The 25,522-nt window shown below is 68.5% G+C and carries 17 protein-coding genes and 1 pseudogene; 10 read left to right on the top strand and 8 right to left on the bottom strand.

What is annotated here, in order from left to right:
* Positions 1-23 precede the first annotated feature (23 nt).
* Together STRIP9103_RS52630 and STRIP9103_RS43575 are read right to left on the bottom strand one after the other, a co-directional pair.
* Positions 24-326, bottom strand: a complete 303-nt coding sequence (locus STRIP9103_RS52630) for a hypothetical protein (RefSeq protein ID WP_009342169.1) — start codon at positions 324-326, stop codon at positions 24-26.
* 78 nt (positions 327-404) lie between these two features.
* Positions 405-1,223 (bottom strand): IS5 family transposase, encoded by an 819-nt coding sequence (locus STRIP9103_RS43575; protein ID WP_009342092.1) that lies wholly within the window; start codon positions 1,221-1,223, stop codon positions 405-407.
* Positions 1,224-1,470: 247 nt separating this feature from the next.
* Here STRIP9103_RS43575 and STRIP9103_RS43570 point away from each other — a divergent pair, with 247 nt between their 5' ends.
* Positions 1,471-2,763 carry a hypothetical protein gene (locus STRIP9103_RS43570; RefSeq protein ID WP_158696965.1) on the top strand — a complete coding sequence of 431 codons (1,293 nt, stop codon included), beginning with the start codon at positions 1,471-1,473 and terminating at the stop codon, positions 2,761-2,763.
* A gap of 10 nt (positions 2,764-2,773) precedes the next feature.
* On the opposite strand, the gene STRIP9103_RS43565 is transcribed toward STRIP9103_RS43570, so the two are convergent.
* Positions 2,774-3,871 (bottom strand): cytochrome P450, encoded by a 1,098-nt coding sequence (locus STRIP9103_RS43565; protein WP_158696964.1) that lies wholly within the window; start codon positions 3,869-3,871, stop codon positions 2,774-2,776.
* 860 nt (positions 3,872-4,731) lie between these two features.
* On the opposite strand from STRIP9103_RS43565, the pseudogene STRIP9103_RS43560 reads away from it, so the two are divergent.
* The 7 genes and pseudogenes from STRIP9103_RS43560 to STRIP9103_RS43540 form a co-directional block, all read left to right on the top strand.
* Positions 4,732-4,998, top strand: a pseudogene (locus tag STRIP9103_RS43560) (IS5/IS1182 family transposase); the annotation flags it as partial.
* Positions 4,999-5,261: 263 nt separating this feature from the next.
* A complete protein-coding gene (locus STRIP9103_RS43555; protein WP_009342206.1) occupies positions 5,262-5,492 on the top strand; it encodes a FitA-like ribbon-helix-helix domain-containing protein in 231 nt (76 codons plus the stop codon).
* The gene (locus STRIP9103_RS43550; protein ID WP_009342090.1) at positions 5,489-5,899 is read left to right on the top strand and encodes a type II toxin-antitoxin system VapC family toxin; all 411 of its coding nucleotides are present in this window, start codon (positions 5,489-5,491) and stop codon (positions 5,897-5,899) included. Before STRIP9103_RS43555 ends, STRIP9103_RS43550 begins: the two co-directional genes overlap by 4 nt.
* A gap of 433 nt (positions 5,900-6,332) precedes the next feature.
* Positions 6,333-7,580 carry an RHS repeat domain-containing protein gene (locus STRIP9103_RS43545; protein ID WP_234022450.1) on the top strand — a complete coding sequence of 416 codons (1,248 nt, stop codon included), beginning with the start codon at positions 6,333-6,335 and terminating at the stop codon, positions 7,578-7,580.
* Entirely contained in the window at positions 7,493-8,839 is a 1,347-nt protein-coding gene (locus STRIP9103_RS52625) for an RHS repeat-associated core domain-containing protein (RefSeq protein ID WP_234022454.1), read from the top strand. The genes STRIP9103_RS43545 and STRIP9103_RS52625 overlap by 88 nt, the downstream gene beginning before the upstream one ends.
* Positions 8,836-9,216, top strand: coding sequence for a hypothetical protein (locus tag STRIP9103_RS50470; RefSeq protein WP_158696963.1), 381 nt, complete (start codon positions 8,836-8,838; stop codon positions 9,214-9,216). The genes STRIP9103_RS52625 and STRIP9103_RS50470 overlap by 4 nt, the downstream gene beginning before the upstream one ends.
* Before the next feature lie 946 nt (positions 9,217-10,162).
* Complete coding sequence (locus tag STRIP9103_RS43540) at positions 10,163-10,675, top strand: hypothetical protein (protein ID WP_141582005.1); 513 nt, start codon at positions 10,163-10,165, stop codon at positions 10,673-10,675.
* 60 nt (positions 10,676-10,735) lie between these two features.
* Here the strand turns inward: STRIP9103_RS43540 and STRIP9103_RS43535 are convergent, their stop codons facing one another.
* A complete protein-coding gene (locus tag STRIP9103_RS43535) occupies positions 10,736-11,956 on the bottom strand; it encodes an IS256 family transposase (RefSeq protein ID WP_048822183.1) in 1,221 nt (406 codons plus the stop codon).
* A 268-nt stretch (positions 11,957-12,224) separates the two neighbouring features.
* Here STRIP9103_RS43535 and STRIP9103_RS43530 point away from each other — a divergent pair, with 268 nt between their 5' ends.
* Complete coding sequence (locus STRIP9103_RS43530; RefSeq protein WP_009342159.1) at positions 12,225-12,527, top strand: YciI family protein; 303 nt, start codon at positions 12,225-12,227, stop codon at positions 12,525-12,527.
* Positions 12,528-12,953: 426 nt separating this feature from the next.
* Here the strand turns inward: STRIP9103_RS43530 and STRIP9103_RS43525 are convergent, their stop codons facing one another.
* From STRIP9103_RS43525 to STRIP9103_RS43510, 4 genes are all read right to left on the bottom strand, one after another.
* The gene (locus STRIP9103_RS43525; protein WP_009342140.1) at positions 12,954-15,227 is read right to left on the bottom strand and encodes a UvrD-helicase domain-containing protein; all 2,274 of its coding nucleotides are present in this window, start codon (positions 15,225-15,227) and stop codon (positions 12,954-12,956) included.
* Positions 15,224-22,165 (bottom strand): DEAD/DEAH box helicase, encoded by a 6,942-nt coding sequence (locus STRIP9103_RS43520; protein ID WP_009342153.1) that lies wholly within the window; start codon positions 22,163-22,165, stop codon positions 15,224-15,226. Before STRIP9103_RS43520 ends, STRIP9103_RS43525 begins: the two co-directional genes overlap by 4 nt.
* Positions 22,166-22,284: 119 nt before the next feature.
* Complete coding sequence (locus STRIP9103_RS43515; protein WP_009342083.1) at positions 22,285-22,923, bottom strand: hypothetical protein; 639 nt, start codon at positions 22,921-22,923, stop codon at positions 22,285-22,287.
* A complete protein-coding gene (locus tag STRIP9103_RS43510; RefSeq protein ID WP_009342191.1) occupies positions 22,920-24,137 on the bottom strand; it encodes an AAA family ATPase in 1,218 nt (405 codons plus the stop codon). Before STRIP9103_RS43510 ends, STRIP9103_RS43515 begins: the two co-directional genes overlap by 4 nt.
* A 296-nt stretch (positions 24,138-24,433) precedes the next feature.
* Between STRIP9103_RS43510 and STRIP9103_RS43505 the strand changes: the two genes are divergently transcribed.
* Entirely contained in the window at positions 24,434-25,495 is a 1,062-nt protein-coding gene (locus STRIP9103_RS43505; RefSeq protein ID WP_048822181.1) for a beta family protein, read from the top strand.
* The last annotated feature ends 27 nt before the right edge of the window (positions 25,496-25,522 follow it).

The raw sequence follows: 25,522 nt of genomic DNA, 5'->3' as shown, positions 1-25,522 counted from the left end.
CCCGTACTTCGAGGGTCACCGTTTCAGGTCTGTGGCGAGCGGGTTTGTCCGATGCTGATGTCGGTGTCGAGGAGGTGGAGTTGGACGCCGCGGGGGATCTGGATGGTGGGCGGGTCGGTGACGTTGCCGATTCGCAGGGTGAGTTCGCCGAGGTGGTAGAAGATCATGCGGCCGGTGGGGCGGACGCGGCGGTTGTCGGGGTAGAGGCCGCTCATGGTCTGCTCGGGGCCGAGCGCGCGTCTGACCTGCCGTTCGATCAGGCAGAAGACCAGCAGGGCCAGGCAGATGACCTGGATCAGGGCGGCGACGGGCCGGTTGTGATGCACGAAGACCGGCGCGCGCGAGCGGGCCCTTGATGTCGTGGTATCTGTGCTCGACCGCGCCCTGGCCCTTTAGGGGTCCTTTCAAAACGCTGGGTGCTTGCGGGCGAGGGTCATGCAGTGGGCGAGCTGGAGGAAGGCGTCGTGCATGTCGTCTCGGGTTTCCCAGCGAGTGCGGAGGCGTCGGGGACCGTGGAGCCCGGCGATGGCTGACTCGGCAACCCATCGCACACGGCCCAGGCCCGAGCCGTGTGGCTGACCGCGCCGGGCGACCTTCGGAACGATGCCGCGCTCGCGCAGCCGGCGTCGGTAGACGTCGTAGTCGTAGCCGCGGTCGGCATACAACTGACGGGGCTTGCGCCGGGGACGCCCGCGCTTGCCCCGCACCGCCGGCAGACTGTCGACCAGGGGCAGAAGCTGGGTGACGTCGTTGCGGTGTCCGCCGGTCAGCGACACCCGCGGCGGGGTGCCGTGCGCGTCGGTCAGGACGTGATGCTTCGAGCCCGGCCGTCCGCGGTCAACCGGGCTCGGGCCGACTTTTGGGCTGCTTCGCCCCCGCTTGGCCTGCACGTGCGAAGCGTCAACGGTGACGCGGGAGAAGTCCAGACGGCCCGCCGCCCGTAACCGGTCCAGCAGGACCCGCTGCAGTTCCTCCCACACCCCGGCTTCCTGCCACTCGGCCAGCCGCCGCCAGCGGGTAGGACCGGAACCGAACCCCAACTCCTGCGGCAGGTACTCCCACTGGATGCCGGTGTAGAGCACGAACAGCACACCCTGCAGCGTCTTGCGGTCATCGATCCGCTTGCGCCCCGGATACCGGAACCGCCGCTCATGCTTCGGCAACAGCGGCTCGATCACCGCCCACAACTCGTCACTGACCTCCCACGGCTTCCGCCGCACCATGGTCACACCCCACAAAGCACGGAATCACTTCCATCCCCACCGTGCCACAACGAGATCCTTCTGCAAGGACCTCTAAGGGGATCAGGGCATGCCCGGCGTCCGCCTGGCCGGCGGGGACGGACGTCAGCAGTGGGTACCAGCCGTCGACCGCGGCTTCGGCCTTCAGCACGCCGGTGTTGAGGTCGTGGACGCTGCCGGTGCCGGGCGCTCCCGGATCGAGCGGGACCGGCACCGGAGGCTGGCCACGGTGTTCGGCAAGGTCACCGTGGTCCGGATCGCCTACCGCGGCACCGGCGTGGCGGACCTGCGCCCGGCCGACGCGGCGCTGAACCTGCCGGACGCAATGCACTCGCATGGGCTGGCCAGGCTTACCGCGATCGAGTCCGCCCGCGGCGGCTTCGCCGGCGCCTGCGAACGGATCAACGCCGTCACCGGCTCCGGCATCGGGCACCGGCAGGTCCAGGAATTCGCTGTCGGCGCCGCAGGGGACATCGACGCCTTCTGCGACGCCCTCGTGCCGGCTCCCTGCACCGACACCACGCCGCTGATCTTGTCGGTCGACGGCAAAGGCGTGGTGATAAGGCCCGAAGCGCTGCGCGAGGACACCGCGAAAGCCGCGGCGGCCAAGGGCGGCAACGCGATGAAGACCCGGCTGGCGTCCGGCGAGAAGCACGGCAGGAAACGGATGGCCACCCTGGGAGCCGTCTACGATGCGGAACCCGCGCCACACACGGTCGACGACATCATCGCCGACCCCGACCGGCAGGACGACGCCGCCCACAACGCGGCGCCCGAGCGCCGCCAGGGGCCGAAGGCCCGGTCGAAGTGGTTGTGCGGCTCGGTGAACGACACTGCCGCGCAGGTGGTGGCCGCCGTGTTCGATCAGGCGGAGCACCGCGGCCCCGGCCACCGCCGTCCCTGGGTCGTCCTGGTCGGCGGGGCCCGCCATCAGATCGACCTCATCAAGGCCGAAGCACTACAGCGCGGCGTGGACGTCCACATCATCGTCGACCTCATCCACGTGCTCGAATATCTCTGGCGAGCGGCCTGGTGCCTGCACGACGGCGGCGATGCCTCCGCCGAGAGCTGGGTCGCCCACCACGCCCGCGTCCTGCTGGGCGGAGGCGTGCAGCAGACCGCCGCGGCACCGGGGGCAGCCGCCTGCACCGCCGGACTGCGTGGCACCCAGCGCAAGAGCATCGACGAGGCCGTGAACTACCTGACCGGCAAGGCCGAGCACCTGCGCTCGACACCGCCCTTGAACGCGGCTGGCCGATCGCCACCGGAATCATCGAGGGAGCATGCCGACACCTGGTCAAAGACCGCCTGGACATCACCGGCGCCCACTGAGGCCTGTCCGGAGCTGAAGCCGTACTCAAACTGCGTGCCGTCCGCGCCAATGGCGACTTCGACGCCTACTGGGCCTGGCACCAGCAGCAGGAGTTCATCCGCAACCACCAGACGCGCTACCGCGACCAGGTCATACCCACCGCCTGATCGACAGCACCCTCAGAAGATCTGCACCCTTCGTAGTTCCTGAGCGGCGGTGGCTACGCGCTATGACCGGCCGACCGATCGCGGACGGCGTCCCAGACAACCGGCAGGGCCACCGGGCCGCGGGTCGTGGCCCGAGTGGTGAAGTCGACCTGGTCGACGGGCATGGCCAGGCGGAGGGTCGGCATCCGGTCCAGCAGGGTGCTCAGCACGGTCTCGAGTACCAGGCGCGCCAGGTGCTGTCCGGGGCAGATATGGGCTCCGTGTCCGAAGGCCAGGTGCGGGTTGGGCCGTCGGGCCAGGTCCAGCACGTCGGGCTCGGCGAAGCGGGAGGAGTCCCAGCCTACGGCGGGGGGAACGACCAGTACGAATTCACCCTCGCGTACGGGTTGCCCGGCGATCTCGGTGTCCTTCGCCGCGACACGCAGCAGGCCAGCGTTCACCCCCGTGTACCGCAGCAGTTCGTCGACGGCACCCGGCACGGAACCGGGGTCGTCGCGCAGGACCGCGGCCGAGCGGGGGTTCAGGAACAAGGCCAGCTGGGCGTTGCTGATGGCGGTGGCGGTCGCCTCCAGACCCGCGACGATGAGGATGACGGCTGTGGCCACCAGTTCTTCGGGAGTGAACGGTTCGGCGTCCCCGCAGACGCGGGCGGTTATTCGGCTCAGCACACTCGTACCGGAAGCGGTACCGGGGTCGAGCGCCACTCCGTAGAGGTAATGGAACAACGGCATCTGGGCCGCCGTCATCTGTTCGGCGGTGGCATCCGCGTCGAACGCGGCAACGGCGTCGGAGACCACGTTGTGCAGTTCCCGAGGCAGGCCGAAGGCCAGGGAGACCACGGACGCGGCCACCGGCCTGGCGAACTGCTCGCACAGATCGGCGGGTGCTCCCGCCTCAGCCAGTGCGTCCACCTGCTCTTCGATGATCTGCCGAACGTCAGGCCGTAGTTGCTCCACGGCGGCTGGGGACAGCTCGGGGGTGACCACCGCGCGAAAGCGCCGGTGCGGCAGGCCGTCCATCCGAACGAACTCACCCGGCTGCACCGGGGCGTCGGGTGCTGTGTGCGTGAGCACGTAAGAGCCTGTGCCGCACCGGTTGCTGAAGCTCTCGCGGTCACCGAGGACGTCGCGCGCATCGTCATAACCAGTCACGAGCCACGCCTCGATGCCTGAGGGACAGAGCACCCTCGGGAGCCTCCCGTGCTCAGTCGGCGGGACCGGGGCGGGGGCGAACGGGCATCGCTGTACTGCGGGGCGGGTCAGCGGGAACAGCGGTGGAGTGCTGGTGTCCGGGCGCATGCCTTGATCCTTCTCCTCTTGGTTCTTCCAGACGGCTCACGGACCGGTAGCGGCCACTGCTGTGCTGTCGGGGCGGCGACCCGGTGGCGACAGCGCACTCGGCACGACGAGCGCGGCGCCGCCGTGACGGCCACGTCGTCGGGACCGAAAACTTCCGGCCCGCGGTCGGCATGGTGAACACCTCGCCGACCTCCTCACAAGCGCCTACCGACAAGGCGACCGAGTCACGGGCGAACGCCACGATGTGCCCAAGAACCGGCGGAGCTCCCAACAGCGCGAGGGGCTCACGTTCCGCCGGACCAGGGTCACCGGACATACCGCCTCCTGACGATCCCATAGGTCAACTGACCCAACGTCACGCAGACCCTGTAGTTGGATCATACGTTCAAAGATCATGCCGATGAAGGTGGTTGGCAGACGATGTGACGGGTGTTCGCCACCTCGTCCCGCTGCTGAGACAGGGGGTGCGGTACAACTCGGCGTCTCGACTGCCGACGGCCAGGAACTGCTCGCTCTCCGCGCACCTCACCATGCCGCGGGCACCACGCACCCTGCCCCACCAGGTCGTCAGCCGATGCGAGCGGCCTTGACATGGTCCCCAACCGGCCCCAGGAACGGCCAAGAAGCCGTGTCGGTAAGCTCCGATTCGGCCTCTCAGAACTTTTCGCCGGGCGGCCGTATTGGCGACGGCCACCGCCCTGGCGCTCATGCGGCCCCTCCTCGCGCTCGAGCCGGCCTCCCCTCCGGTCGGTGCCGCGGCCCGGCTGTGGATCGTGGACGGCACGCTGGTCCCGGTCCGCGACCGCAAGGTCGGCGCCCGCGTGTGGCGCAACTCCGCCCTGCCGGACCGGTGCCAGGGCGTCACCGTGCTCGGCGATGGCGCTTACATCAACACCGGCCTGGTCGTCCCGCACCGCAAACGACCCGGCCGGCCCCTGTTGGCCGGCGAAGAAGCCGACAACGCGAAGCATTGCCGCGTCAGTGGCGCGGACGCCCCGTGTGGTGGCTCTGGCCTTGCGTGGTGAGGACTTCCGGCCCCGTTCACCCCGACCGCACCGACACTCGCCTCGGCGCCGCAGCAGATGGCGCCGGTCACCGCCGTCCGCCGTGTCGACGACGCGCTGCGCACGTGCTGTCGAAGCCCCGGTCCCCTATTGAACGACTCCTCCGGCGTGTGAGCCGGGGAGCTGCCCCGCCCGGCACGGTGTCTGCGTTTTGCATGCGTTGACGCTATGATGCAAGCATGACTGCTCTGACGATTCGGGACGTCCCAGATGACCAGATCCAGACCCTGAAGGTTCGTGCTGCCCAGGCCGGCCAGTCCCTCCAGGCCTACTTCCTCGATCTCATCGCGCGTGAGACGTCCAAGCCCACCATGGCGGAGATGGTGGCGCGCCTGAACCGGGAGACCACGGCCAGTGTCAGCACGGAGGACGTGCTGGCCGCGATTGACGAGGCCAGGACCGGGAGGTGAGCGAGACGGTCGTCATGGACTGTTCCGCTCTTGTGCACTTCCTCACCAACCACGACCCGCTCGGCCTTGCGGTCCGCACCCGCATGGTCGCCGCCGATGCCGTCGCCGTGCCCACGCTCATCGACTATGAGATCCAGTCCGCACTCCTCGGTATGAGGAGAGGGGACAAGCTCACGGCGCGGGAAGTGGCCAAGGCTGTCGATGCCTATCGGCAGCTCCCACTCGTCCGACACGAGACGCTCCCCCTCTGGGATCGCGTTCAGGCTCTCCACGAAAACCTGAGTGCCTACGATGCACAGTACGTCGCCCTGGCCGAGGCTCTCGCCGCAACGCTGATCACCAGTGATGCGAGGATCGGACGGAGCGGTGCCGCGAAATGCGGCATTGAGGTCTTCGGCTCGAACTGACGGCGGTGCGGCCGGGGGGCTGCCGGCTCAAGGCGGCACGGGCGGGCTGGTGAAAGGCCGGCAAGTCGCTTGTTGGAGGTCACCTACAACTCGACCCCAACACCTCGCTTCGCTGCTCAGTGACGGCCCCCGGTGGCCAGCCGGTGGCCGGACGCCTTTGGACGGTGCGGCACGAGGCATCACCGGTCGGGGCGCCGTACCTGATCTGATCAGGCAGGACAGCATCAGTCGGTACCAGCTGGTACGAGACAACATGATCGCTCATGGTCTCGTAATGCGTAGGTCTCGGGTTCGAATCCCGAAGGCGGCTCTATCCGAGACCAGGTCAGACGTGCTCTGACCTGGTCTTTTGTGTTGAACTCCTGACGGTTGGTCGGCTTATGGGTGGCCGTCGAGGAGAGGAGCGCGCATCCGGATTTGATCTCACAGGCACGTGAACTGGCCTTTTGTGGTGGGCGGCGGTTTCGATGCCGAAGCCGCGTCCATCCACTACGAGAACGGAGCGGGGGCTACGGGCAAGGCTTACACCAAGCAGGTCAACGCCTACGACGTACTCGGGCGCCCCACCAGCACGAGTCTGGTACTGCCTTCCGACGACCCGCTGGTGACCTCGGAGGCGATCGCGGCCACCACGACCTACGAGACGACCTATCGTCTTGACGGCACGGTGAACACCGCCAAGGAACCCGCTGCCGGGGGACTGGCGGCCGAAACCCTCACCCACCGCTACAACAGTGCCGGCTTGCCCAGTGAGCTTTCCGGGGCTTCCGGCTATCTGCTCGCCGCCGACTACACCGCGCTGGGCCAGGTTGCCCAGCTCCAACTCGGCACCTCCAGCGCCTCGGGCACCAAGCGAGTGTTCCTCACCAACACCTACGAGAAGGGCACCGGGCGACTGACGGAAGCAGCCGTCGATGACCAGACCCGTGGCCCGGTGCAGGACCTGACGTACAGCTACGACCAGGCCGGCAACGTCACCGCCGCCACCGACAGCGCCATCGTCGGCACCGGCACCGACAACCAGTGCTTCGCCTACGACGCCTACCGCCGTCTCACCGAGGCCTGGACGCCCAAGACAGCCGACTGCTCAACTTCCGGCCGTACCAAAGCCAACCTCGGCGGCCCCGCTCCCTACTGGACGAGCTACACCTACACGGCATCCGGCCAGCGCAAGACGGAGAAGCGAAACACCGGCACACCGGTCACCAGGACCTACTGCTACGACACAGCCCGCCCGCACGCGCTGACCGCCACCACGACCACCGGCACCTGCACCGGGCTCACAGAGCAGTACCGGTACGACGACACTGGCAACGCTGAGCACCGTGTCAAGAGCGTCGAGTCCACCGCCACGCAGACCCTCGACTGGAACGCGGAAGGAAAACTCACCCGCCTCACCGATGACGAGGCGGCGACCGCCACCAGCTATCTCTACGATGCCGACGGCGAACTCCTCATCCGCCGAGACAACGCCACCGACGGCGAAACAGTCCTCTACCTCGGTGCCACAGAAGTCCACCTCAAGACCGGCAAGAAGTGGGCCAACCGCTACTACAGCGTGGCTGGTGCCACCGTCGCCCTGCGTACCAACGAATCCGGCGTCGAGAAGCTCAGCTTCCTCGCTTCCGACCCCACGGCACCAGCTCGATCGCCATCTCCGGCGACTCCAACCAGACCCTGAGCAAGCGGTACAGCACTCCGTTCGGCGCGAGCAGGGGTGGGGCCACTGGTGTCTGGCCGGACGACAAGGCATTCCTCGGAATGTCGACTGACACCGAGACCGGCCTGACACACATCGGGGCACGCGAATACGACCCGAGCGCGGGTCAATTCATCAGCGTCGACCCTCTGCTTCAGCTCGACCTGCATCAGACGCTGAATGGCTACAGCTACGGCATGCAGAACCCGGCCACCTTCTCCGATCCGGATGGGCGGAGGATTGCCTGCGGCCCGGGGCATGACGTTCCGTGCCCCAAGAACGACTCCAACGGAGACGGCGTCGTAAACCCTGGTAAGTCGAACACCAATGTGCCGCCGCCGTCTCCTATCACCTGGAAGGACGAGGGTAACTCTAAAACAGACCTCGATGATGACGGCCTCGTAAACCTGCTTCCGGGTGTTTACGTCCCGGCGGAGTGGTCAGGTACCGGGAAGTTCATCGAGCACTTCTACAGCCACCTGGAAAGCCTGACGATCTACGGTATCGACTTCTATGCGGAGCACCAGGACGTCGCCTATGTGCTCAGCGATATAAACAAGGCACTTCTCAATGCCTGCGACGCCACCGGCTGCCCGTCGAAGAAGGAGTTCTTCTACAACTGGGCTGGCAGTAATGTGATTGCTGGGATGTCAGAGGGAGGTGTCGGAGGCAGAGCATCCACCGGTACCGGATCACGAGGAAATCGCGGCACCAGCGAAGGATGCAAATGCTTCCTCGCAGGCATCGATGTCCTCATGGCAGACGGCGACACTCGTGACATTGAGGACATCGAGGTTGGCGACGAGGTGCTTGCCGCTGACGGGGACACTGTCGTCGTCATGGGCAACAGCCCGTTTATTCAGCACGCTCGGACCTACAACCTCACGGTCGAGGGCCTGCACACGTACTATGTGCTGGCGGGCGATAGCCCGGTTCTGGTCCACAATGCGTCCTGTGCGGCAGGTGGGCTGCCCAATATGAACGGGAAGACGCTTGATGAAGCCCGGGCTGAACTCGAAGGGAAGGGATTCACGCTCCACAGCGAGTCGGAGAGTGGTTATATCAGATACCGCCACGAGGACGGCAGCGAGGTGTATATCCGGCCGGACGGAGAAGTTATGATGCTTGCGCCGAAGACGCGTCCGTCGTCGGGTCAAGGTAAATCATTTCATCCGAGGCTTGACCCTAGAGGAAATGTTACTCAACACCACGATCCGAAAGTGGAGATGGTGCGCAGATGAATGAATTGGAAAAAGTATGTCGCGTCATTGAGTCGTGCGAAGGGTACAGCATAGGCGCTCTCTCGATGGCGGTCGTGGATGACGGAGATATGCTGGATATCTCACTTCGCTGGGGTCCTGAAAAGCCGGATATGACGATTTCGTTGCGGGAGGTGACGTATTTCGAGATGGGCAGGGATGCGGGCGTTCCGGCAGGGCCGCTCTGCGAACTGCAGGCTTCGGTTCTCCTGCCGACAGGCGCTGCTTGGCCGGAAGGACTTCATTTCGATCGAGTGCGTAAGTGGATCGATCGGCCCCTCATTTGGGTCCGTGCGGCTGGGCCTGTGCAGCTCAGTGTGCTTGCCAGCACTGCTGTGGTGCTCAAGGAGGTGCAGTGAAAGTCTGTTCCCAGACCCGATCACTCTCTTAGCTTGATCTGAAACTCTTCATTCGGATGTGCTCGGTGAGGGACTTGGCTCGTTTAAGCGTCTTGCCGATATCGTGCCTGGTGGTGGTCCTTCTGTTCTATGAGCTGCGGACGACGTGACCCACCACTGGGTGCGGGCCGATAAACTCAAGCCCGGTTACGTTCTCGACACCGCTGCCGACGACCACGTACGGATCACCACCGCCAAGGTCCGCCCCAGCGCCGCGGACTTCTATTCTGACCGTCAGCGACCTCCAAACGTACCAGGTGCTGGCTGGAGCCACGCCGATTCTTGTCCATAACTCCATCGGACTGGGGTTGCATCCTGTCCGATCCTTCCAGGGCTCGTCACAGCGTCAAAATTCACTGCCAAGGGGAATGGGCGACAGTGAAGGGAGTGGGTGTGGTAGATATTTCTGGCAGAGCTATAATCCGAACCGCCCAGACTGTGCGGAGCTGGCCAGGAATAGGCCGTACTTTTTATTCAAGCCCCGGAGGAGGTGAGTACTTTACGAGTGTCAGAGCGGATCATCAACGAGATTTCCCAAGGGCTGCGCAGCTTGGAGGAAGCCGTGGCCTGGTTCTCCTCGCTGCAGCAAGTTGAGCAAAGAACGGAGTGCCGAGGAACTTATAGTCACGCCTGGTGCAACTTGCCGTAGGCGACAACGCCCCCGGCGCGTCGTCGGAGGAATCGCCGGGGATTTCTGAGTTCGCCGGGGCGCACATGGGAGCCTCCGCCGAGTTGGCACAGTTGGCACTTGGCAGGGCTCCTGGCAACGCTGACAGCAATGGCAGCGGACGAGCACCCCGGCATGTGCATCATCAAGAGGCTCCTCGGTGCCGCCAGGCATTGTTGAGGATGTCGATGGCAGGTCCGGGCGGGCTGCAATGGGCAGCCCTGATCGAGGTGGGGGCGAATGGGTAGGAACGCTGGCTTCGCGGTTACTGGTGCGGTCATGGTGGGGCTGTTGGGGGGTGGCTGCGGAGGAAGTGAGAACGGCTCGTCGACTCCGTCGTCCGAGCCGACACGAGCGAAGGCGTCGCACTCCTCGACCTCCGAGACCACAGAGAAGACCCGGGCTCAGGTGGTGGGGGATCTTCGGTACGCCTTCGGAGACGTAGGTGAGGGTTTCGTTGTCGCGAAGGACCCTCTTGAGCGCGACTGCGTCGTGGATGGCACGGCGCTCAGCCGAAAGATCCCGCCCAAAGAGGAACTGCTGCGAGGCGTCCGTCTTCTGGAGGAGCGGGGCTGGCACTTCGACGGCGAACTGATGGAGATGAGTCCTGCGTTCGCCGCCTTCCTCAATCTGGGGGAGTGGTCCGTCACCGCCGGTGTGGCGCCCGTGCCGAACGAGGTCAAAGAGCAGGCGGCTCCGAACGCAGGGATGTTGACCGTCTCGGCGACAGGGTCATGCAAGCCCTCGTCATAGCGGCGTACGGCTTGTGTGCGTGAGGGGCGAAGGTCATGTCCCTTTACGTGGTGTAGGGGATCAGTCGCTTGATGCGGCCGGCAGGACGGTCGTGTCGTCGGGATAGAGGGCATCCATGCTCTCGTTGGAGAGGTAGCGGCGGGGGAAGGCGATCCATTCGTCGTGGAGTTCGGCGAGGACCGCGGTGGCCAGGCGGAGGACTGCGGTCGGGTTCGGGAAGACCTGGACGACGTCGGTCCGGCGCTTGATCTCCCGGTTCAGCCGTTCCAGCGGGTTGGTGGACTGGATCTTCTTCCAGTGCTGGTGCGGGAAGTCCGCGAACGCGGTCAGGTCCTCCTTCGCCTCCAGCAGCATTTCTCTGGCCTTGGGGAACTGGCGGCCGGGCATGTCGGCGACCGTGTCGAGCTGGGTGCGGACCGCGTCTGCGGTGGGCTGGGCGAAGACGGTGCGGATCGTCGCGGCGACCATCTCCGCCGACCCCTTCGGGATCACGGCGAAGACGTTGCGGACGAAGTGAACACGGCACCTTTGCCAGGCGGCGCCGAGCATGACCTTGCGGATCGCTTTGACCAGGCCGCTGTGGCTGTCGGAGATGACCAGGCGGACGCCACTCAGGCCGCGTTCGCGCAGGTGACGCAGGAACTGGGTCCAGAACGCTTCAGTCTCGCTGTCGCCGACCATGACACCGACGACCTCGCGGCCGCCGTCCTGGGTGACACCGGTGGCGATGACGGCCGCCTGCGAGATGATGCGGTGGTCGACGCGGGCCTTGACATAGGTGGCGTCGAGGAACAGGTAGGGGAACCGAATGTGGTCCAGCGGCCGGGTCCGGAAGGCGTCCAGTTGATCGTCCAGCTCAGCGCAGATCCGGGAGACCTCGCTCTTCGATATCCCGGTGTCAGAGCCGAGGGCTTTGACCAGGTCATCGACCGAGCGGGTGGACACGCCGTGGACGTATGCCTCCATGATCACCGCGTAGAGGGCCTGGTCGATGCGCCGCCGGCGCTCGAGGAGGCTCGGGAAGAAACTCCCGGCCCGCAGTTTCGGGATGGCGAGTTCCAGGTCGCCGGCCTGTGTGGTCACCGTCTTCTCCCGGTGGCCGTTGCGCCAGGTCGTGCGGGTCTCGGAGTGTTCGCCCCACTCGGCGCCGATCTTTGTGGTGGCCTCGGCCTCGATCAGTTCCTGCAGCAGCCGCTCGGCGTCCTCGCGGACGAGTTCAAGGCCATCGGCCGAACGTAGTGACTCAAGCAGGCGAAGTAGGTCATGCTGGGACAAGGCCACCGTGCACCCCCTGGGGTCGAACTGCCCGTTCACTCCGGACAGTTGCACGGTGGCCTGCCAATTGAGCAGGGAGCAGACACCGGCAGACGGTGCACCCGAGGGAGCAGAACCCGCGCACTCAACCGCGGAGATCCCCTGCACCACACAGCGGGACGCCATCCCAAAGCGATAGCCGGCCGCCGACCTCCGGGCGACGGGCACCGCGTCCCGTCCGGGCGGGACACGGTGACATGATCCTCTCCGGCCACCACTCAAGCCGGAGAGGACCATGCTGCACCTGCTGTCACTGCACTACACGGCCCCGGAACAGGCCGCAGAGCCCTTCATCCACGGCCACGTCGCCTACCTGGAACGACACCACCGGGATGGCACTTTCCTGGTCTCCGGCCAGACCGTCCCCACGTCCATCGGCGGCGTGATCATCGCGCACGGCGTCGACCGCCCGACCGTCGAGCACATCACCGCGCAGGACCCCTTCGTCCTCAACAACGTCGCGAAATACACCATTACGACCATCACCCCAGGTCGAATGCACCCTGCCTTGAGGACGGTGCTGACACTGGAAAGCTGACGTTCACCCTCCTCCGTCTGCCCCGCTCACGTTCCCGACCGAGCATCGCGACTCGTGCGTGGGTGGGGAATTCCTCCGACAGACCGCCCTGGTCAGAGCCGTAGTTTCGAGCCTGGCGAACTGACAGGTCTCAGGGATGCTCAAGCCGTTGTTCCTGCGGATGAGCGGGCGGTTCGGCCGGATGGAGGTTCGGCGCCGGATTGGGGGGCGACGCACATGGGCGTCCGAGCACAGCCGGCCTGCGGAACCTGCGAACCGGGTATGGGGCCGGGGCCATGCCGATGCCGACAACACCGACACCTGTCTCGCCGCACGATGGAATACGGGCCGTCGCCTCTGGCACCCAACCAGGCACGCCCCCCGGCGGCTGGCGCTGCACGCCCAGGTGCCTTCATGCCGGACCACCGAGGGAGGCCGGCGAGAGCGTCAGTTCACAGCAGGGCCCGCGGCCACCCACGACCCGTCGAGGAATGGGCTGGGTTTTCCGTGCCAGAACACGTCGACGCTGTCGCGTGCCCGCGTCGCCGCCACAAACAGCAGGGACCGCGCCCGTTGGATCTCGTGCCGGTATCGGACCGGGTCCGTATCACGCAGCCTGTTGACGGCCTCGCGGGGCACGAGGCCGTCCGCGACGCCCGAGATGATCATTCGCTGGTACTCCAGCCCCTTGAACCGGAACATCGTGCCGATGTGCACGCCGGTGGAGCCGTGCGGGCCATCGGAACGGATTTCCACCGAGTCGATGCCGTGCAGTTTGAGCGTGTAGGCCATCTCGGCCGCCATCTGGTTCGTCGGTACACAGATCGCGATCTGCTCGTGCGGAATGGTCATGTCCGTGTCGGCGTCCCACTCCTTGATGAGCATGGCCACGCCTTCCCGTTCGGCGATCCAGTCCGGGAACGCGTGTCCGGCCGGCCGCCCTCCGCTGAGCACTGACCGGTAGCCGGCCAGCGTTTCCTCGCTGCCGTCGAGATCGTCGTACTTCGTCTCGCCCAGCACGCCGAGGGCGGAGCGCAGGATCTGTCGTGTCGTCCGGTAGCTGAGGCTCAGTTTCGAGGACCGGCCCCGGATGTTGATGCCCAGGCTGCCCAGCGTCACCTGATTCTTGTAGATGCGCTGGTGGGTGTCGCCGACCAGGAACAGGTCGTCGGCGCCGCGAGGAGCCATCGCGCGCAGCATCTTCCAGTGAGCGGGGCGGAGATCCTGAGCCTCGTCCACCACGATGTGCCGGTACCGGTGGCGCAGCCAGCCTCCGGAGCCGTCCTGGAGGTGGACGTTGTCGAGGCCGCCCGCCTCCTCCCGCTGCCGGGCGATGTTCTGGATGCGCTGCTCCCGGCCCATTTCCAGCCGCGCGGCACGTTCCGCCACCTGGTCCCACGTCTGCCGCCCGAGCCGGTCGAGCCGCTGTGCGAAGCGCTCGGCCAGCTGCCAGATCTCGGCGCGCTCGGCGCGGCCGATGTTCCTGCCGCGTCCGGCGCGCCGGGCACGGAAGTAGTCGGTGCGGGTCCCGACGGCCTGGCCGAGGATGACCTGCGTCCACTCGTCGTGCAGGAACTCCGGGTCCCAGCCGTCCTCTCCCAACTCGTCGAGCAGTGCGCGCCATTCGCGTACGGCCTGACTGTCGTCGATGGCCTGTTTCCCGTTGCCCGGTTCGGCCTCGCGGACGATGCGCAGCGCCAGCTGGTCGACGTGGCTCACCTCGACCCGGCTCAGCAGTTCCTCGCCCCCCAGTTCCAGCAGCCGGGAGCGCAGGTCGGCGGCGAGGTTCTTGTTGTACGTGGTCAGCAGGACGGGCTTGTCGCGGCCCGGGGGGAGCTGCCGTACGAGATGCCGCACCCGGTGCAGGGCGACGATGGTCTTGCCGGTGCCGGGGCCGCCGCCCACCCGGGCGGGGCCGTTGTAGCGCCGTTCGACCAGTTTGGCCTGGGTGGGGTGGAGGAAGACCTTCCAGCGGCCGAAGTCGCCACTCTCCAATGCCTCGCGCAGTGCGTCGTCCGTGGTGGTGACGACTGTGGCCGGGCGCTGTGCGGCGGCCTCGAAGTCGTCCGGGTCGACCGGCTCGGTGGCGGCCACCGGCCGGGTCACCTGGTCCAGTACGTCGTCGTACGACGCCCCGTCGAACAGGGCGAGCAGCACTTCGCCGGTGAGCTGCGGTGCGTACTCGACCAGTCCGAGCAGTTGGTCCTCGGTGGCGAGGGTGCGGATGACCGGCAGCAGTGGTTCGGCGACACCGAGGTCCGACAACTGCTGGTCGGACCAGTCGGCGAACAGCGGCCGGGCCGGCTCCGGCTGGGCGGGCGTGGGCGCCTCGGTGGTCGTCGGGGCCGGTGCGGGCGGGGTGGGGAGTCTGCGCAGGACGCTGTCCTCGACCACCTCCAGGTCCACGTACTCGATGCCGCCGGTGACCTGGTTGACGCCGTACGACAGCCGGTTGTAGACGTCCTTGCGGTGCTTGACGGAGACGATCAGCCAGTCGTCGTCGGCGAGCCGCAGCAGCAGCGCCCGGTACTCGTCGTTGACGCGCGCCGACCAGAGCCTGCTGTCGCCCTTGAGTTGCTGAAGCTTGAGCCCGGTGGTGTGCGGGTTGCTCCGGAACTTGTGCTGGAAGTCGAAGAACGCGCCCTTGACCGTGCGGGGGAGCTTGAGGATCTCCTTGTCGGCCTTGTCGAGCAGACGCAGTGTGACGCCCGAGGTGTTCATCGTTTCGGCCCCCCGTCGCTGGTGGTGTCGCTGTCGTGCTGCTGTTCCAGGAGCCGGGCGATCACCGCCGCCTGGTCCCATGCGGTGGCGGTGCGGACCGTCCAGCCCGCCGCCGCGAACGCCTTGTCCCGGTCCTGTGCCTCGTAGTCGGGCTCGTCGCCGTCCGCCCGGGGTGCGAGGACCACGCCGATCCGGGCGTCGGGCCACGCCAGTTCGGCCTGCCAGCCGTGGCCGTCCAGTTCGTAGCCGTCCTGAGGTGCGGGCACCCCCGCGGCGGCCAGGGCGTGGGCGAGGTCGGCGAGCCCCGGCTCCTCCGGGTCGAGGTACTCGATGACCCGGTCCCAGCCGGGATCCCGCCTCGGTCCCTCGCCGCCGGATACATCGCTTGCCGCTTGCCTCGGCGGGACCGCCTCACCGCTTCCCACGGCAGGCACCGAGGGCGCGGGGACGACCCCGACGGATGCGAGCTCCTCCACGGACGACAGCACCGGGGTACGCGTCGACGTCAGCCAACCCTCCCCACCGGTCACGGTGAGCACCTCGGTGGCGAAGCCGTCGAGCATGCTCGACGTCAGCTGTGCGCTGTCACCGCCGCCGTGCTCCAGGAACTGCAGCACATTGCTCCAGTACAGCCAGGCACGCCAGCGCCGTTTGTGGGCCGACTCGTCGGCGAGGGCGGCGTCATCGTCGTCCAGGACGGTGAGTCCCGTCCATACGGGCGGGGTGCGTCTGCCGTCCGCGGCGAGCACCAGACGGCAGCCCGACGCGTCCGGCCCCGACAGCAGCCGTACAGGCCCGGCGGCCCCGGCGGGCATGCCGCCACGCAGTGCTTCCCGGAGACCGTCGCCGATGTCCTCTCCGGTGAGTGCCGCGGCGCGGACCCCGTCCGCCCCGCTGAGCCCGGCGGCAGCCGCCTCCGCCCGCCGCCGCCAGCGTTCCGGGTCGGGAGAGCGCAGATAGGCCAGCAGCAGCCGGGCCGGGTTGACCCACACCGTCTCGGCGAGCTCACCGGGCAGGCCCCGGCCCACGCGGTCGTAGTAGTCGCGGGCCCGCTGCTGTCCGCGCGTGCCGTACGGCTCCCACACAGCGGCGGCCGGACCGGCCCCCGCGTACCCGATGTCCTGGATCCGCCGACGCCACTCCTTGACGTCGTGGTAGGTCAGCTGGAACACGCGAAGGCCGTCCGCCCGGAGCCGGGTGCGCTTCATGGCGTCGTCCGCCAGCCGGTTGTGCTCACGGGTGGCGTGGTACGCGTAGCCGTCGAGGTACAGGGCGACGCGCGGGCCGGGGGTGTCCAGCCGTTCGAGGAGTATGTCGGGCCGGGTGCCGCTGTCCAGGGCGCGTTGCTGGGAGACGCGCCAGCTCACGGTGGTGCCGTCGGCCGCCGTGAGCCGCAGGTCGAGGGCGTACGTACCGGCGGAGGTGGTGTAGGAGTCCGCCGCGGCCTTCGACTCCGCCAGCTTCGCCCAGTCCTGGAGGGTGTCGATGAAGAGGATCTCCAGATCGCTCTCGGCCTGCCGCTGCAGCGGGATGTGATGTGTCGTCGCCACCGGCGAGGTGTGCCACCGTTCACCGTCGGCGCCCAGCAGCTCGTCCAGCATCTGGCGGACCTCGTTGCGGCTGACCTTGTCGTAGTCGGCGGCCGGTACGCGCCGCAGCAGGCACTGGTGGCAGCCGTCGAGTCCCTTCTCGCGGCACGGGCAGCCCTCGATGACATCGCGCGCCCGGAGCAGTACCTCCCGGAAGCCGTCGGCGGAGGCCAGCCGGTGCAGATAGCCCGTGCCGCCCGGCAGCCGGTCGTAGACGACCAGGAAGCGCCTCGGCCAGTCCGCGTCCAGGTCTCCCGCGTGATCGGGCATGGTCGCCTCGGCGATGTCGATGTGGTCGGGATCGCCGCCGTAGCGGGCTGCGATCCCCGCGAACAGGGCGGCGGTGAACGACGCGAGGCGCTCCTTGACGCGTGCCACCGACGCGGGCAGCAGGATGCGCACGGCCTCGGTGGTCAGCTCGTGGGCGAGCAGCAGCGGCACGTCCTGACCCCTGCCCTGCTGTTCGCCCTTGCCGGCCATCGGCCCCCGGACCCGGCGGCGCGGGCACCACAGCTGATGGTGCTGGGCGGCCGGGGTGCTCGCCGCCCCCGACTCGGTGAGCGCGTGCTGCGACACGTCCACCACGGGCCGGCCGTCGGCCGTCGCCCCGCCGCACGTGGTGCAGACGTAGAACGGGTTGAGCCGTACGTCCTGGCCTGCGAGCGGCACCGTGCTGCTGCCGTCCTCGCGGTCCAGCCCGAGGTTCAGTGTGCGGATCGTGGCGTGGCGGGTGAAGTCCACGCCGAACACGGCGGTGTCGTGCCGCCAGGAACCGGGTGCCAGCCGGTCGGGGTCGACGTCGACGGTGGTGAGGACCGCGTAGCGCCTGCGGTCCCGTTCGTCGTGGTCGTCGCGGACCCGGGCGTCGTCCCGTTTGTCGCGGGACAGGACCCGCCTGGGCCGCAGCACGTACTGGACGCAACCCGCGTCGGCGATCTCCCGCCCGCGGCAGCGCGGGCACGGACGGGTGTCGCGCTCGGCGTCCTCGGTGCGCACATAGCCGCAGGCGGGGCAGAGCCGCCATACCGACCAGGCGCGCCGCTCGGGCGTGCCGATGTCGAGGGCGCGTACGACATGCCGGTAGCCGTTGACGTAGAAGCTGTTCCCGGGGGCGAGTTCGGTGAGGGCGAGCTTGCGGGACCGCTCGTAGGCCCGGGTCTCGCTGCGGTACACCTTGCGGGCGGTGCCCTGTTCGGAACCTGCTCCGTCGGTGTCGTCCTCCTCGTCCGGGGTCTCTGTCCAGTAGAGCGTCGCTTCCAGCTGGGTGGTGGTGTCCGTCAGGCTGTAGTTGGGCAGCAGCCCGAGGTCCACCAGCGTGGCGTGGGCGCTGGACTGGCTCAGCTCGCGCAACAGGTCGCCGGCGGCCCGCCGTTCGGCCAGCAGTTCCCGCCGCTCCCGGTCCTGTGTGTCGTCGGACCGGGCCAGGTGTCCCGCGGCCTCGTCGATCGCGGCGATCCTGCGGCGCAGTTCCTCGCGCCGTCCCGTCCAGTCCTCCTCGGCCTCTTGCAGCACCCGTACGATCCCGCCGGTCGCGTAGGAGCGGAGTTCGTCCGCCGCGTACTCGGAGACGCCCGCCTCGTCGGCGTCCTGCCCACCGCTGTCAGCGGGGAACAAGGTCAGGAACTCCTCGACGAGGTCCGCGCCGTGTGTCTGGGCGGCGTCCGCGAGGTCCTGGCACCATCCGCTGGTGCCGAACAGGGCGGAGGAGAGCCGGGGGAGCGGAGCGAGCACCTCGCCGTCGGAGGTCCGCAGTTCGCCGCGGGCCGCCAGGTCCAGCAGCCGCGCCGTGTACTGGCGGCGCAGGATCTCCACCGCCGACAGGTAGCAGCCCGGCGGCAGGATGGTCCCGGCGATCATCTCGCCGGGTTCGTCCAGGTAGTAGAGGTCGCGTGCCTTGCGTCCCCCGAAGGCGACCACCAGCGCGTTGCCCGTGCGGCGCCCGGCGCGCCCGGCCCGCTGCACGTAGTTGGCGGGGCCCGCCGGCAGGGAGCCGAGGAGTACGGCGGACAGGTCGCCGATGTCGATGCCGAGTTCCAGGGTCGGAGTGCACGACAGCACATTGGGGTCGGTGTAGTGCGTACCCGCCTTGAAGGTGCGCTCGACGCGCTCCCGTTCGGGGCGGCTGAGCATGCCCGTGTGCTCGGCGGTCACCACTCGGTACGTGCCGCCCGTCAGGTAGAGGCGGCGGTAGTAGTCGCCGGTGTAGTCCCGCTCCGGTGCGAGTGAGCCGAAGCGGGACACCTCGGCCTCCATGCCGGACAGGCCGGGCTGGGGCGCGGTCAGCCGGCCCTTGCACCGGTACCGGGGGCAGGGGTGTCCGTACCAGCGGGTGCGCCGCTCGGGTGCCACGACCTGCTGCCAGCGGCAGTCCTCGCATCTGACGAAGGCCTTGTTGACGACGGTGTCATCGAGGAGCCGCACCTCGATGTGGCCGGGTTGCAGTCCGTACACGCGGGTCTGCCGGTCGCGGGCGGTCCGCACCGCGAGGACGCCCGCGTCGGCGAGGGCGGGCAGCAGTCTGCGCAGGTACTCGGTGGCCCCGGCGGCGTCCAGGTCCAGGCATCTGCGGGTCCAGTCCTGGTACCAGCCGAGGCGTCCTGTGATCGAGTCGAACTCGGACCTGTCCTTCTGCCCGTCCAGCAGGAACCGCGGTGGGGCGACCCCTTCGGGGAACGCGGGCATGCCGTCCGGCCTGCGCCCGGAGATGAGGTAGCGGTCGGCACCGGCTTCCTTGATCCAGGTGTCGAGCCAGCGGTGCCGCACCGCGCCGCGCAGGCGCAGCCGCTCCAGCAGGCCGCGGACATACGCGAGGTAGCGCTCGGGAGTGGGCAGCCCACCGACCGCCAGCAATTGGCCGGGCAGCGAGAGGTGCAGATCCCGGGCCAGGTCCGTGACCCGGTCCGGCTCCGCCACCGCGACCTCGGCGGCGGCGGTCCGGGTCAGCTCCAGGGTGCGGCCCATGCGGCTGCGCAGGCCGAACTCCATCACCGTCGCGAACGCCAGCCGTTCGCCGATCAGCCGCCAGGTCCGCGCGTCGCCGGTGCCGCGACCGGACAGCAGCCGGTCGACGCCGGGCTCGTCGTGCAGATCGGGGGGCACCACGGCGGCCAGCGCCTCCGGGTCGTCCACCGAGTCCAGGACATGGCCGATCAGATCGTTCAAAGCGGTCGGCGCTCCCGACTCGTCCAGGTTGTGGGCGAGCAGCGAGCGGAGCGAGAACTTGTACGAGGCGTTGGCGACGTATCCCGCCCGGTGTGCCGCGTCCTGCGTGGAGTCGTTGAACAGCAGCGTCTTGCGCTCTTCCGGTACGAGCGCGATGTCGCCGCCGGTGAACAGCTGGGTGACCGTCGCCGAGGCGAGGGCCGCCCGGGCCGTGCCGAGGAAGCGGATGCTGTTGTCGGTGTGGCAGGCCGGGCACCGGTCGTCCTTGGCGGCCCGGTCCGCCGTCTTCTTGTCGAGCACGGCCAGCGCGAACCAGGCGTCGACGAGGTCGCCGTCGTCCCCGGCGGTGGGCAGCCGGTACGTGCCCTGCCCACCGTCCAGCACCACCACCGACAGCGGGTCGACGCCGCCGTCCGAGGGCCGTGCCCCCGTCAGCGCGTCGAGGGCCTGCCGCCGCTCGCGGGCGGTGGCGGAGATGAAGTACCGGACACGCCGCTTGTCCCGGCCCACCCCTGCCCGCCAGATCCGGTCCTGGGCCATCACCAGCTGCTGTGGGTCGGCCTCCGGGGACAGGGCGGCCCAGCCGGAGCGCCCGCAGTTGCGGCAGTACACGGCGGGCAGGTGCACCTGGGCGGGGCGCGGCGCGGTGTCGGTGCCCGGCAGCGGCTGCGGCTGTCTGCTCGCGGAGGACGACGGCCAGCTGCCGGACGAGGCGTCCGGGTCCTCGTCGCCGGGCGGCGCGGCGTTGAGTGCGGCCCGGCGGGCGGCGGTGCGGTCGTCCTCGTACCAGCGGAACTCGGGGGTCCGGCCCACGCCGCGCAGCACGCGGGTCACGGGTCGCACCCACAGGTGTGCCTCGATGTGCAGCAGCGGCCGGGGCCTGCGTTCGTCGGAGTCCGGGTCACGGGCGGCCGACAGCAGGGCCACGAACCGGGACAGCGCCTGAAGCACCAGCCGCGGGTTCTCCCGTGCGGTGCGGCCCCAGGAGTAGCCGAACCGGGCGAGCCGGTCCCTGAGCGCCCACTCGTCCAGTGGCTCCCCGCTGAGCAGCGACAGCACCCCGTGGGTGAAGTCGTGCCGCTTCAGCAGCCGCCCGACGCGGAAGGCGTCCAGGCCGGAGCGCCCCAGCATCCGGGTGGCGAGCGCGTCCAGGTCCAGCAGGTCGGGCCGGGCCTCCACGTCCGGCCCGCCGGACACCGCCACGACCTCCTGCGGGGTCGGCGGCTCCGGCAGTTCGTAGTCGACGGTGCCGGTGAACTCGTCGGCGGTCATCCGCTCCTCGCCGATGACCGCGTCCGCCGGGAACGGCATCCCGAAGACCCGCGCCGCCACGTCGAGGATGCCTCCGGCCTCCTTGCCCGGCGCACCCTCACCCAGGGTCGCCGAGGTCGCCACCGGGCAGATCGACCCCAGCGGCCTGCCGGGCCGGGACGCGCCGGTCGCGGCGGCCAGCCGGCGCAGCAGCATCGCCACGTCGGTGCCCTGCGCGCCGTCGTACGTGTGGAACTCGTCCAGCACGACGTACGCGGGCTCGGCGCCGTCCCACAGGGTGCGGTCCTCGCCCCGTTGCAGCAGCAGGTCGAGCATCTTGTAGTTGGTGATCAGCACGTCGGGCGGCGAGACGCGCATCTCCTCGCGCCGCGTCATCACCCGCCGGAAGTCCGTGTCGGGCCGGTCGCCGATGTACAGGCCCGCCGTGACCTGGGCCAGCTCCGGCCGCGCCAGGTACTCCGAGATACGGCCCGCCTGGTCGGTGGCGAGCGCGTTCATCGGATACAGCAGCACGGCCTTGATCCCGGCCCGCCCTTCGGCCTTCTGCCGCCGGCAGTGGTCCAGTACGGGGATCAGGAACGACTCGGTCTTGCCGGAGCCGGTGCCTGTGGTCACCAGCGTCGGCCGGGCGGGTCCGTGCAGCGTGGACAGCCGGGCCCACGCCTTGGCCTGGTGCCGCCACGGAGCGAACCCCGGGAACCCGGCCGACCACTCCAGGTCCCGCTGCCAGCCGTCGTCGGCGACATGGAACGGTGTCCTGATCCGCAGGTAGGGCCCGCGGAAGATACCGGTCTCGGGATGCCCGAGGAAGCGTTCGAGCGCGCCGCGGGTGTCCTCGTCGGCGAGGGCGTACGTCGTCGTGAGGTACTGCGTCAGACTGCCACGAAGCTGCGCGGCGGCCATGGTGGGCTTCACGACGGTCCCCCTCTTGCGATGCCGATGCCCTGGTGATCGGTACCACCGTATAGGGGGTGGCTGACAGCCCGGTCGGGGGTGGACCGGGGCCCGGGTCTCCCTCGACGGGTGGCGGCCCCCTATTTTTTCTTCCAGGCCGCCAACTGGTCCGCGAAGTCCCTGAACGACCTGTTGTTGCCGGGTGGACGTGCGCTGATCTGGCCGAGTGCCACGGCTGCCGCCATGATCTTCGGGGAGTCGGACTCCCGGTACGGAGGCTTGCCCAGGTGCCTCTGGAGGTGCTCCTTGGGATTCGCGAGCTTGGTGAAGTCCTTGCGACGGTCCTCAGGTCGCATGGTCCAGCCGCGCCGCACCTTCGGAAACGCGTCGGGGAAGAGCATCAGCCATGACTCCATCTCGACGGCGGAGAGCGCCAGTGCGCTGTGGCAGGGCAGGGTCTTGCGTAGTTGGGTCGTGATTCTCTCCCGCACCTGGTCGTACCTCTGGTCTGAGACCTCGTCCAGATCGGCATGGACGACGAAGCCGACGAGCTCGGCATTACAGCCTTCCGCCATGCGCAGGGCACTGTCGCGCAGTGTCTCGACGCGCGGGCTGAGCTGGAGCAGCGCAGGCGCAAGCTTGATCTTGTCGTTGATCGTGACGACTTTGGGGCATCTGGGGTAGAGGGCGGGTATCAGGTGCTGGAGAACTTCCCGGTCGTTGCTGCTCTCACCGGCGACGACGATGACAGACCGTCGCCGACGCGGGGCGGGGCTCACAGCGTCCCGCCCACTGAACCCGAGAACCAGATATTGCCCAGGGGCTCATACTCGGCCACCTCGACCACTCGGCGAGTGTCGGCGGGCTTCCGGGCGGGGATCACGGAAGCACCACTGGGCCGGCGTTCGCAGGGCACGAACTCCTCGGGTTCCAGTTCGTTGACGAAGACCGGAGAGTGCGTGGTGACCAGGTACTGGCTCCGCTCGCTCGCCTCCCGGAGCCGTTGGGCCATGAGGCTCAGCGCATGCGGGTGGATCCCGTGGTCGATCTCCTCGATGCAGGTCAGCAGAGGAGGCTCGGGGTCGTGGAAGATCGCGAGCATGCACAGGATGCGGACGGTTCCCCAGGACGCCTCCGTCAGCCGGGTACGACCCCGCAGGCCCTCTTCCTCCAACTCCACCGCGGTCCGGTGGGACGCGAAGTCAGGGGGATCCACGAGGTGGATGTCGCGGATCTGCGGCACGACCTTCCGGACGTCCTCAAGAAGGAACTCCCAGGCATCGCCGTCTTCCTGAAGCCCTCTGAGGAAGTCGGCGAGGTTCCTCGCGTCGCTCTGCAGATAGCGGCCCGATTCACTGATGCCCCAAGGTTTCCGGGCCTCTCGTACATCGGGGTCGAACACCCGGATCTGGGAGAGATGGCGTCTGACGTCCGCCATGGCGCGGGCCGACGGCAGGCCCATGGGCAGAGCCTGGTCCCTGTGCAGGGCGGAGGTCATCGGCCCGACGCCGACGGGACCCCAGGTCCGCTCCGCTTCCAAGGGACTGTCGACCGTCAGGGAACCACTCGTCAGCTCGACGGACGTCTCCGCGCCCTCCACGGGATGCTGGGTGAACCGCTCCCGCCGGTACGTCGTGTACTGCGCGCGACCACGCTCCGTCGGCGCCAGCCTACGCCGGGAGATGCGCAGTTCGTAGCGGTCCGGGGTCTCCTCCGAGGCGAAGTCGGACCAGATGCCCTCGACGCCGACGGAGATCCGTGACACCGGCCTGGGGCCGCCCCGGAACGCCAGGACGTCGAAGCCGCCACGTTCCTCGAATGCCGGCTCGATCCCCTTCCGGGTCACGTCCCCCAGGAACTCGAGCGCGTGCAGAACATTCGACTTGCCCGCCGCGTTCGGCCCGACCATGACGGTCAAGGGCCCGAGCGGCAGCTTCGTGTCGGTCAGGGTGCGGAAGTTGCGTACCGTCAGACCGAGTATCCGGTGGTTCAAGCCTCGCACCCATCGTGGAACAGCCGGGTGACGACGGCCCGGTCATCGAACTGGTCGGCGTACGGTGGACGGTCCCGAGGCAGGCCGTTGAGTGCCGCTCAGTTCCCCACGTGTGCCGTCCACTTGGTGCGTCCGACCACCGAGCATCACGAAGAGTACAACTTACGTCACACCATCACCAGATACTTGCGCACTTCAGCCAGTCGGACCGAAAGGGCCCTCTTTTCACACGCATTGACACTCGCGGACCCTGACAAGAAGGGAAAGCGCGCGGGCAGTGCCGAGGGGGAGCCGCGATGTCCGAACCGCTCTACGTTCCCGTTCTGCCGGTCCGGCAGCATGCCCGGATGGCGTACGAACGTCTCCGGCCCGACATACAGGCGGCGGTCGCACCCCTCTGGAACCTCCCGCCTTCTCCAGGGACGACTCCGGCGCAGCTCAAGAGGGCCCACTGGCAGAAGGAGCTGGGCAGGGTGAGGGGCGTGCACCGGCGCCATCCGGGCTGGCTCGACGCCCCGTTCGCCGAGGCCGCGCAGACACCGGCACTCGCCGAGATCCTGGCCGAGTACAGCGCACTCAACCGCCTGCTGCGCCCGGTGACCGGGCCCGAGCGGAGTGAGGCTCAGCAGACGGCCGCGGTGGAGACCGCCCGCCGCTGTGGCTGCGGAGTCGGCATCCGTGTCCGCATGTCGGGGGAGTGGGACGGAGCCACTGCCGAGGCCGTCGGCGGCCTTCTGGAACGGGTCGACCAGGAGGTGTCCGTCGACCTGCTGCTGGACCTGGGCGGCGTCCTGCCCGGCCGCCCCGACGCGGGGAAGGAGGCGCTGCGCGCTCTGGACGCTCTGGTGCCCCTGGCCGACGACTGGCGGACCGTCGCCGTCCTGGGGGGCGGATTCCCCCAGGTAACGGACGACATGCTGGAGTTGGGCGAACCGCACGAAGAGCCCCGCGCCGACTGGGACATGTGGCACGAGATACGAGCGGGCCGCCGGGAACGCCTCGCTCGGTTGAGATACGGCGACTACGGGGTGCAGCCCGCCACGGCCCTGGCCACGGAACCGGGGGGTGGTGGGCCGCCCTGGGGCGTCCTCCGCTACACCACCGGCCGCTCGTTCGTGCTGTGCAAGGTGTTGAACGCGGGACCGGACCGTACGCCGACCATCCGGGTCGCCGCCGGCCGGATCCGTGATCTGCCCGACTTCCGGGGAGCGGCCGCGAGCGCCGGAGAGACCTGGCTGCGCGACTGCGCCGACGGACCCATGACGGACAGCAAGCGATCCGGCAACCACACCGAGTGGCTCTGGTCGGGCAACGTTCAGCACATGACATATGTCGTCCGCAGCCTGTCCGGAAGCTGAACCGGCCGTCCCTTCTGGCCGAGCGGT

Source organism: Streptomyces ipomoeae 91-03 (assembly GCF_000317595.1).
Lineage (GTDB): Bacteria > Actinomycetota > Actinomycetes > Streptomycetales > Streptomycetaceae > Streptomyces > Streptomyces ipomoeae.
Note: the sequence above shows the minus strand (reverse complement) of the source record. Positions and strands in the feature narration are given on the sequence as shown.

Excerpts from the sequence above, each read along its gene's own strand:
- STRIP9103_RS43575 (WP_009342092.1), bottom strand. The coding sequence starts at position 1,223 with ATGGTGCGGCGGAAGCCGTGGGAGGTCAGTGACGAGTTGTGGGCGGTG.
- STRIP9103_RS43555 (WP_009342206.1), top strand. The coding sequence starts at position 5,262 with ATGACTGCTCTGACGATTCGGGACGTCCCAGATGACCAGATCCAGACC.
- STRIP9103_RS50470 (WP_158696963.1), top strand. The coding sequence starts at position 8,836 with ATGAATGAATTGGAAAAAGTATGTCGCGTCATTGAGTCGTGCGAAGGG.
- STRIP9103_RS43540 (WP_141582005.1), top strand. The coding sequence starts at position 10,163 with ATGGGTAGGAACGCTGGCTTCGCGGTTACTGGTGCGGTCATGGTGGGG.
- STRIP9103_RS43530 (WP_009342159.1), top strand. The coding sequence starts at position 12,225 with ATGCTGCACCTGCTGTCACTGCACTACACGGCCCCGGAACAGGCCGCA.
- STRIP9103_RS43525 (WP_009342140.1), bottom strand. The coding sequence starts at position 15,227 with ATGAACACCTCGGGCGTCACACTGCGTCTGCTCGACAAGGCCGACAAG.
- STRIP9103_RS43505 (WP_048822181.1), top strand. The coding sequence starts at position 24,434 with ATGTCCGAACCGCTCTACGTTCCCGTTCTGCCGGTCCGGCAGCATGCC.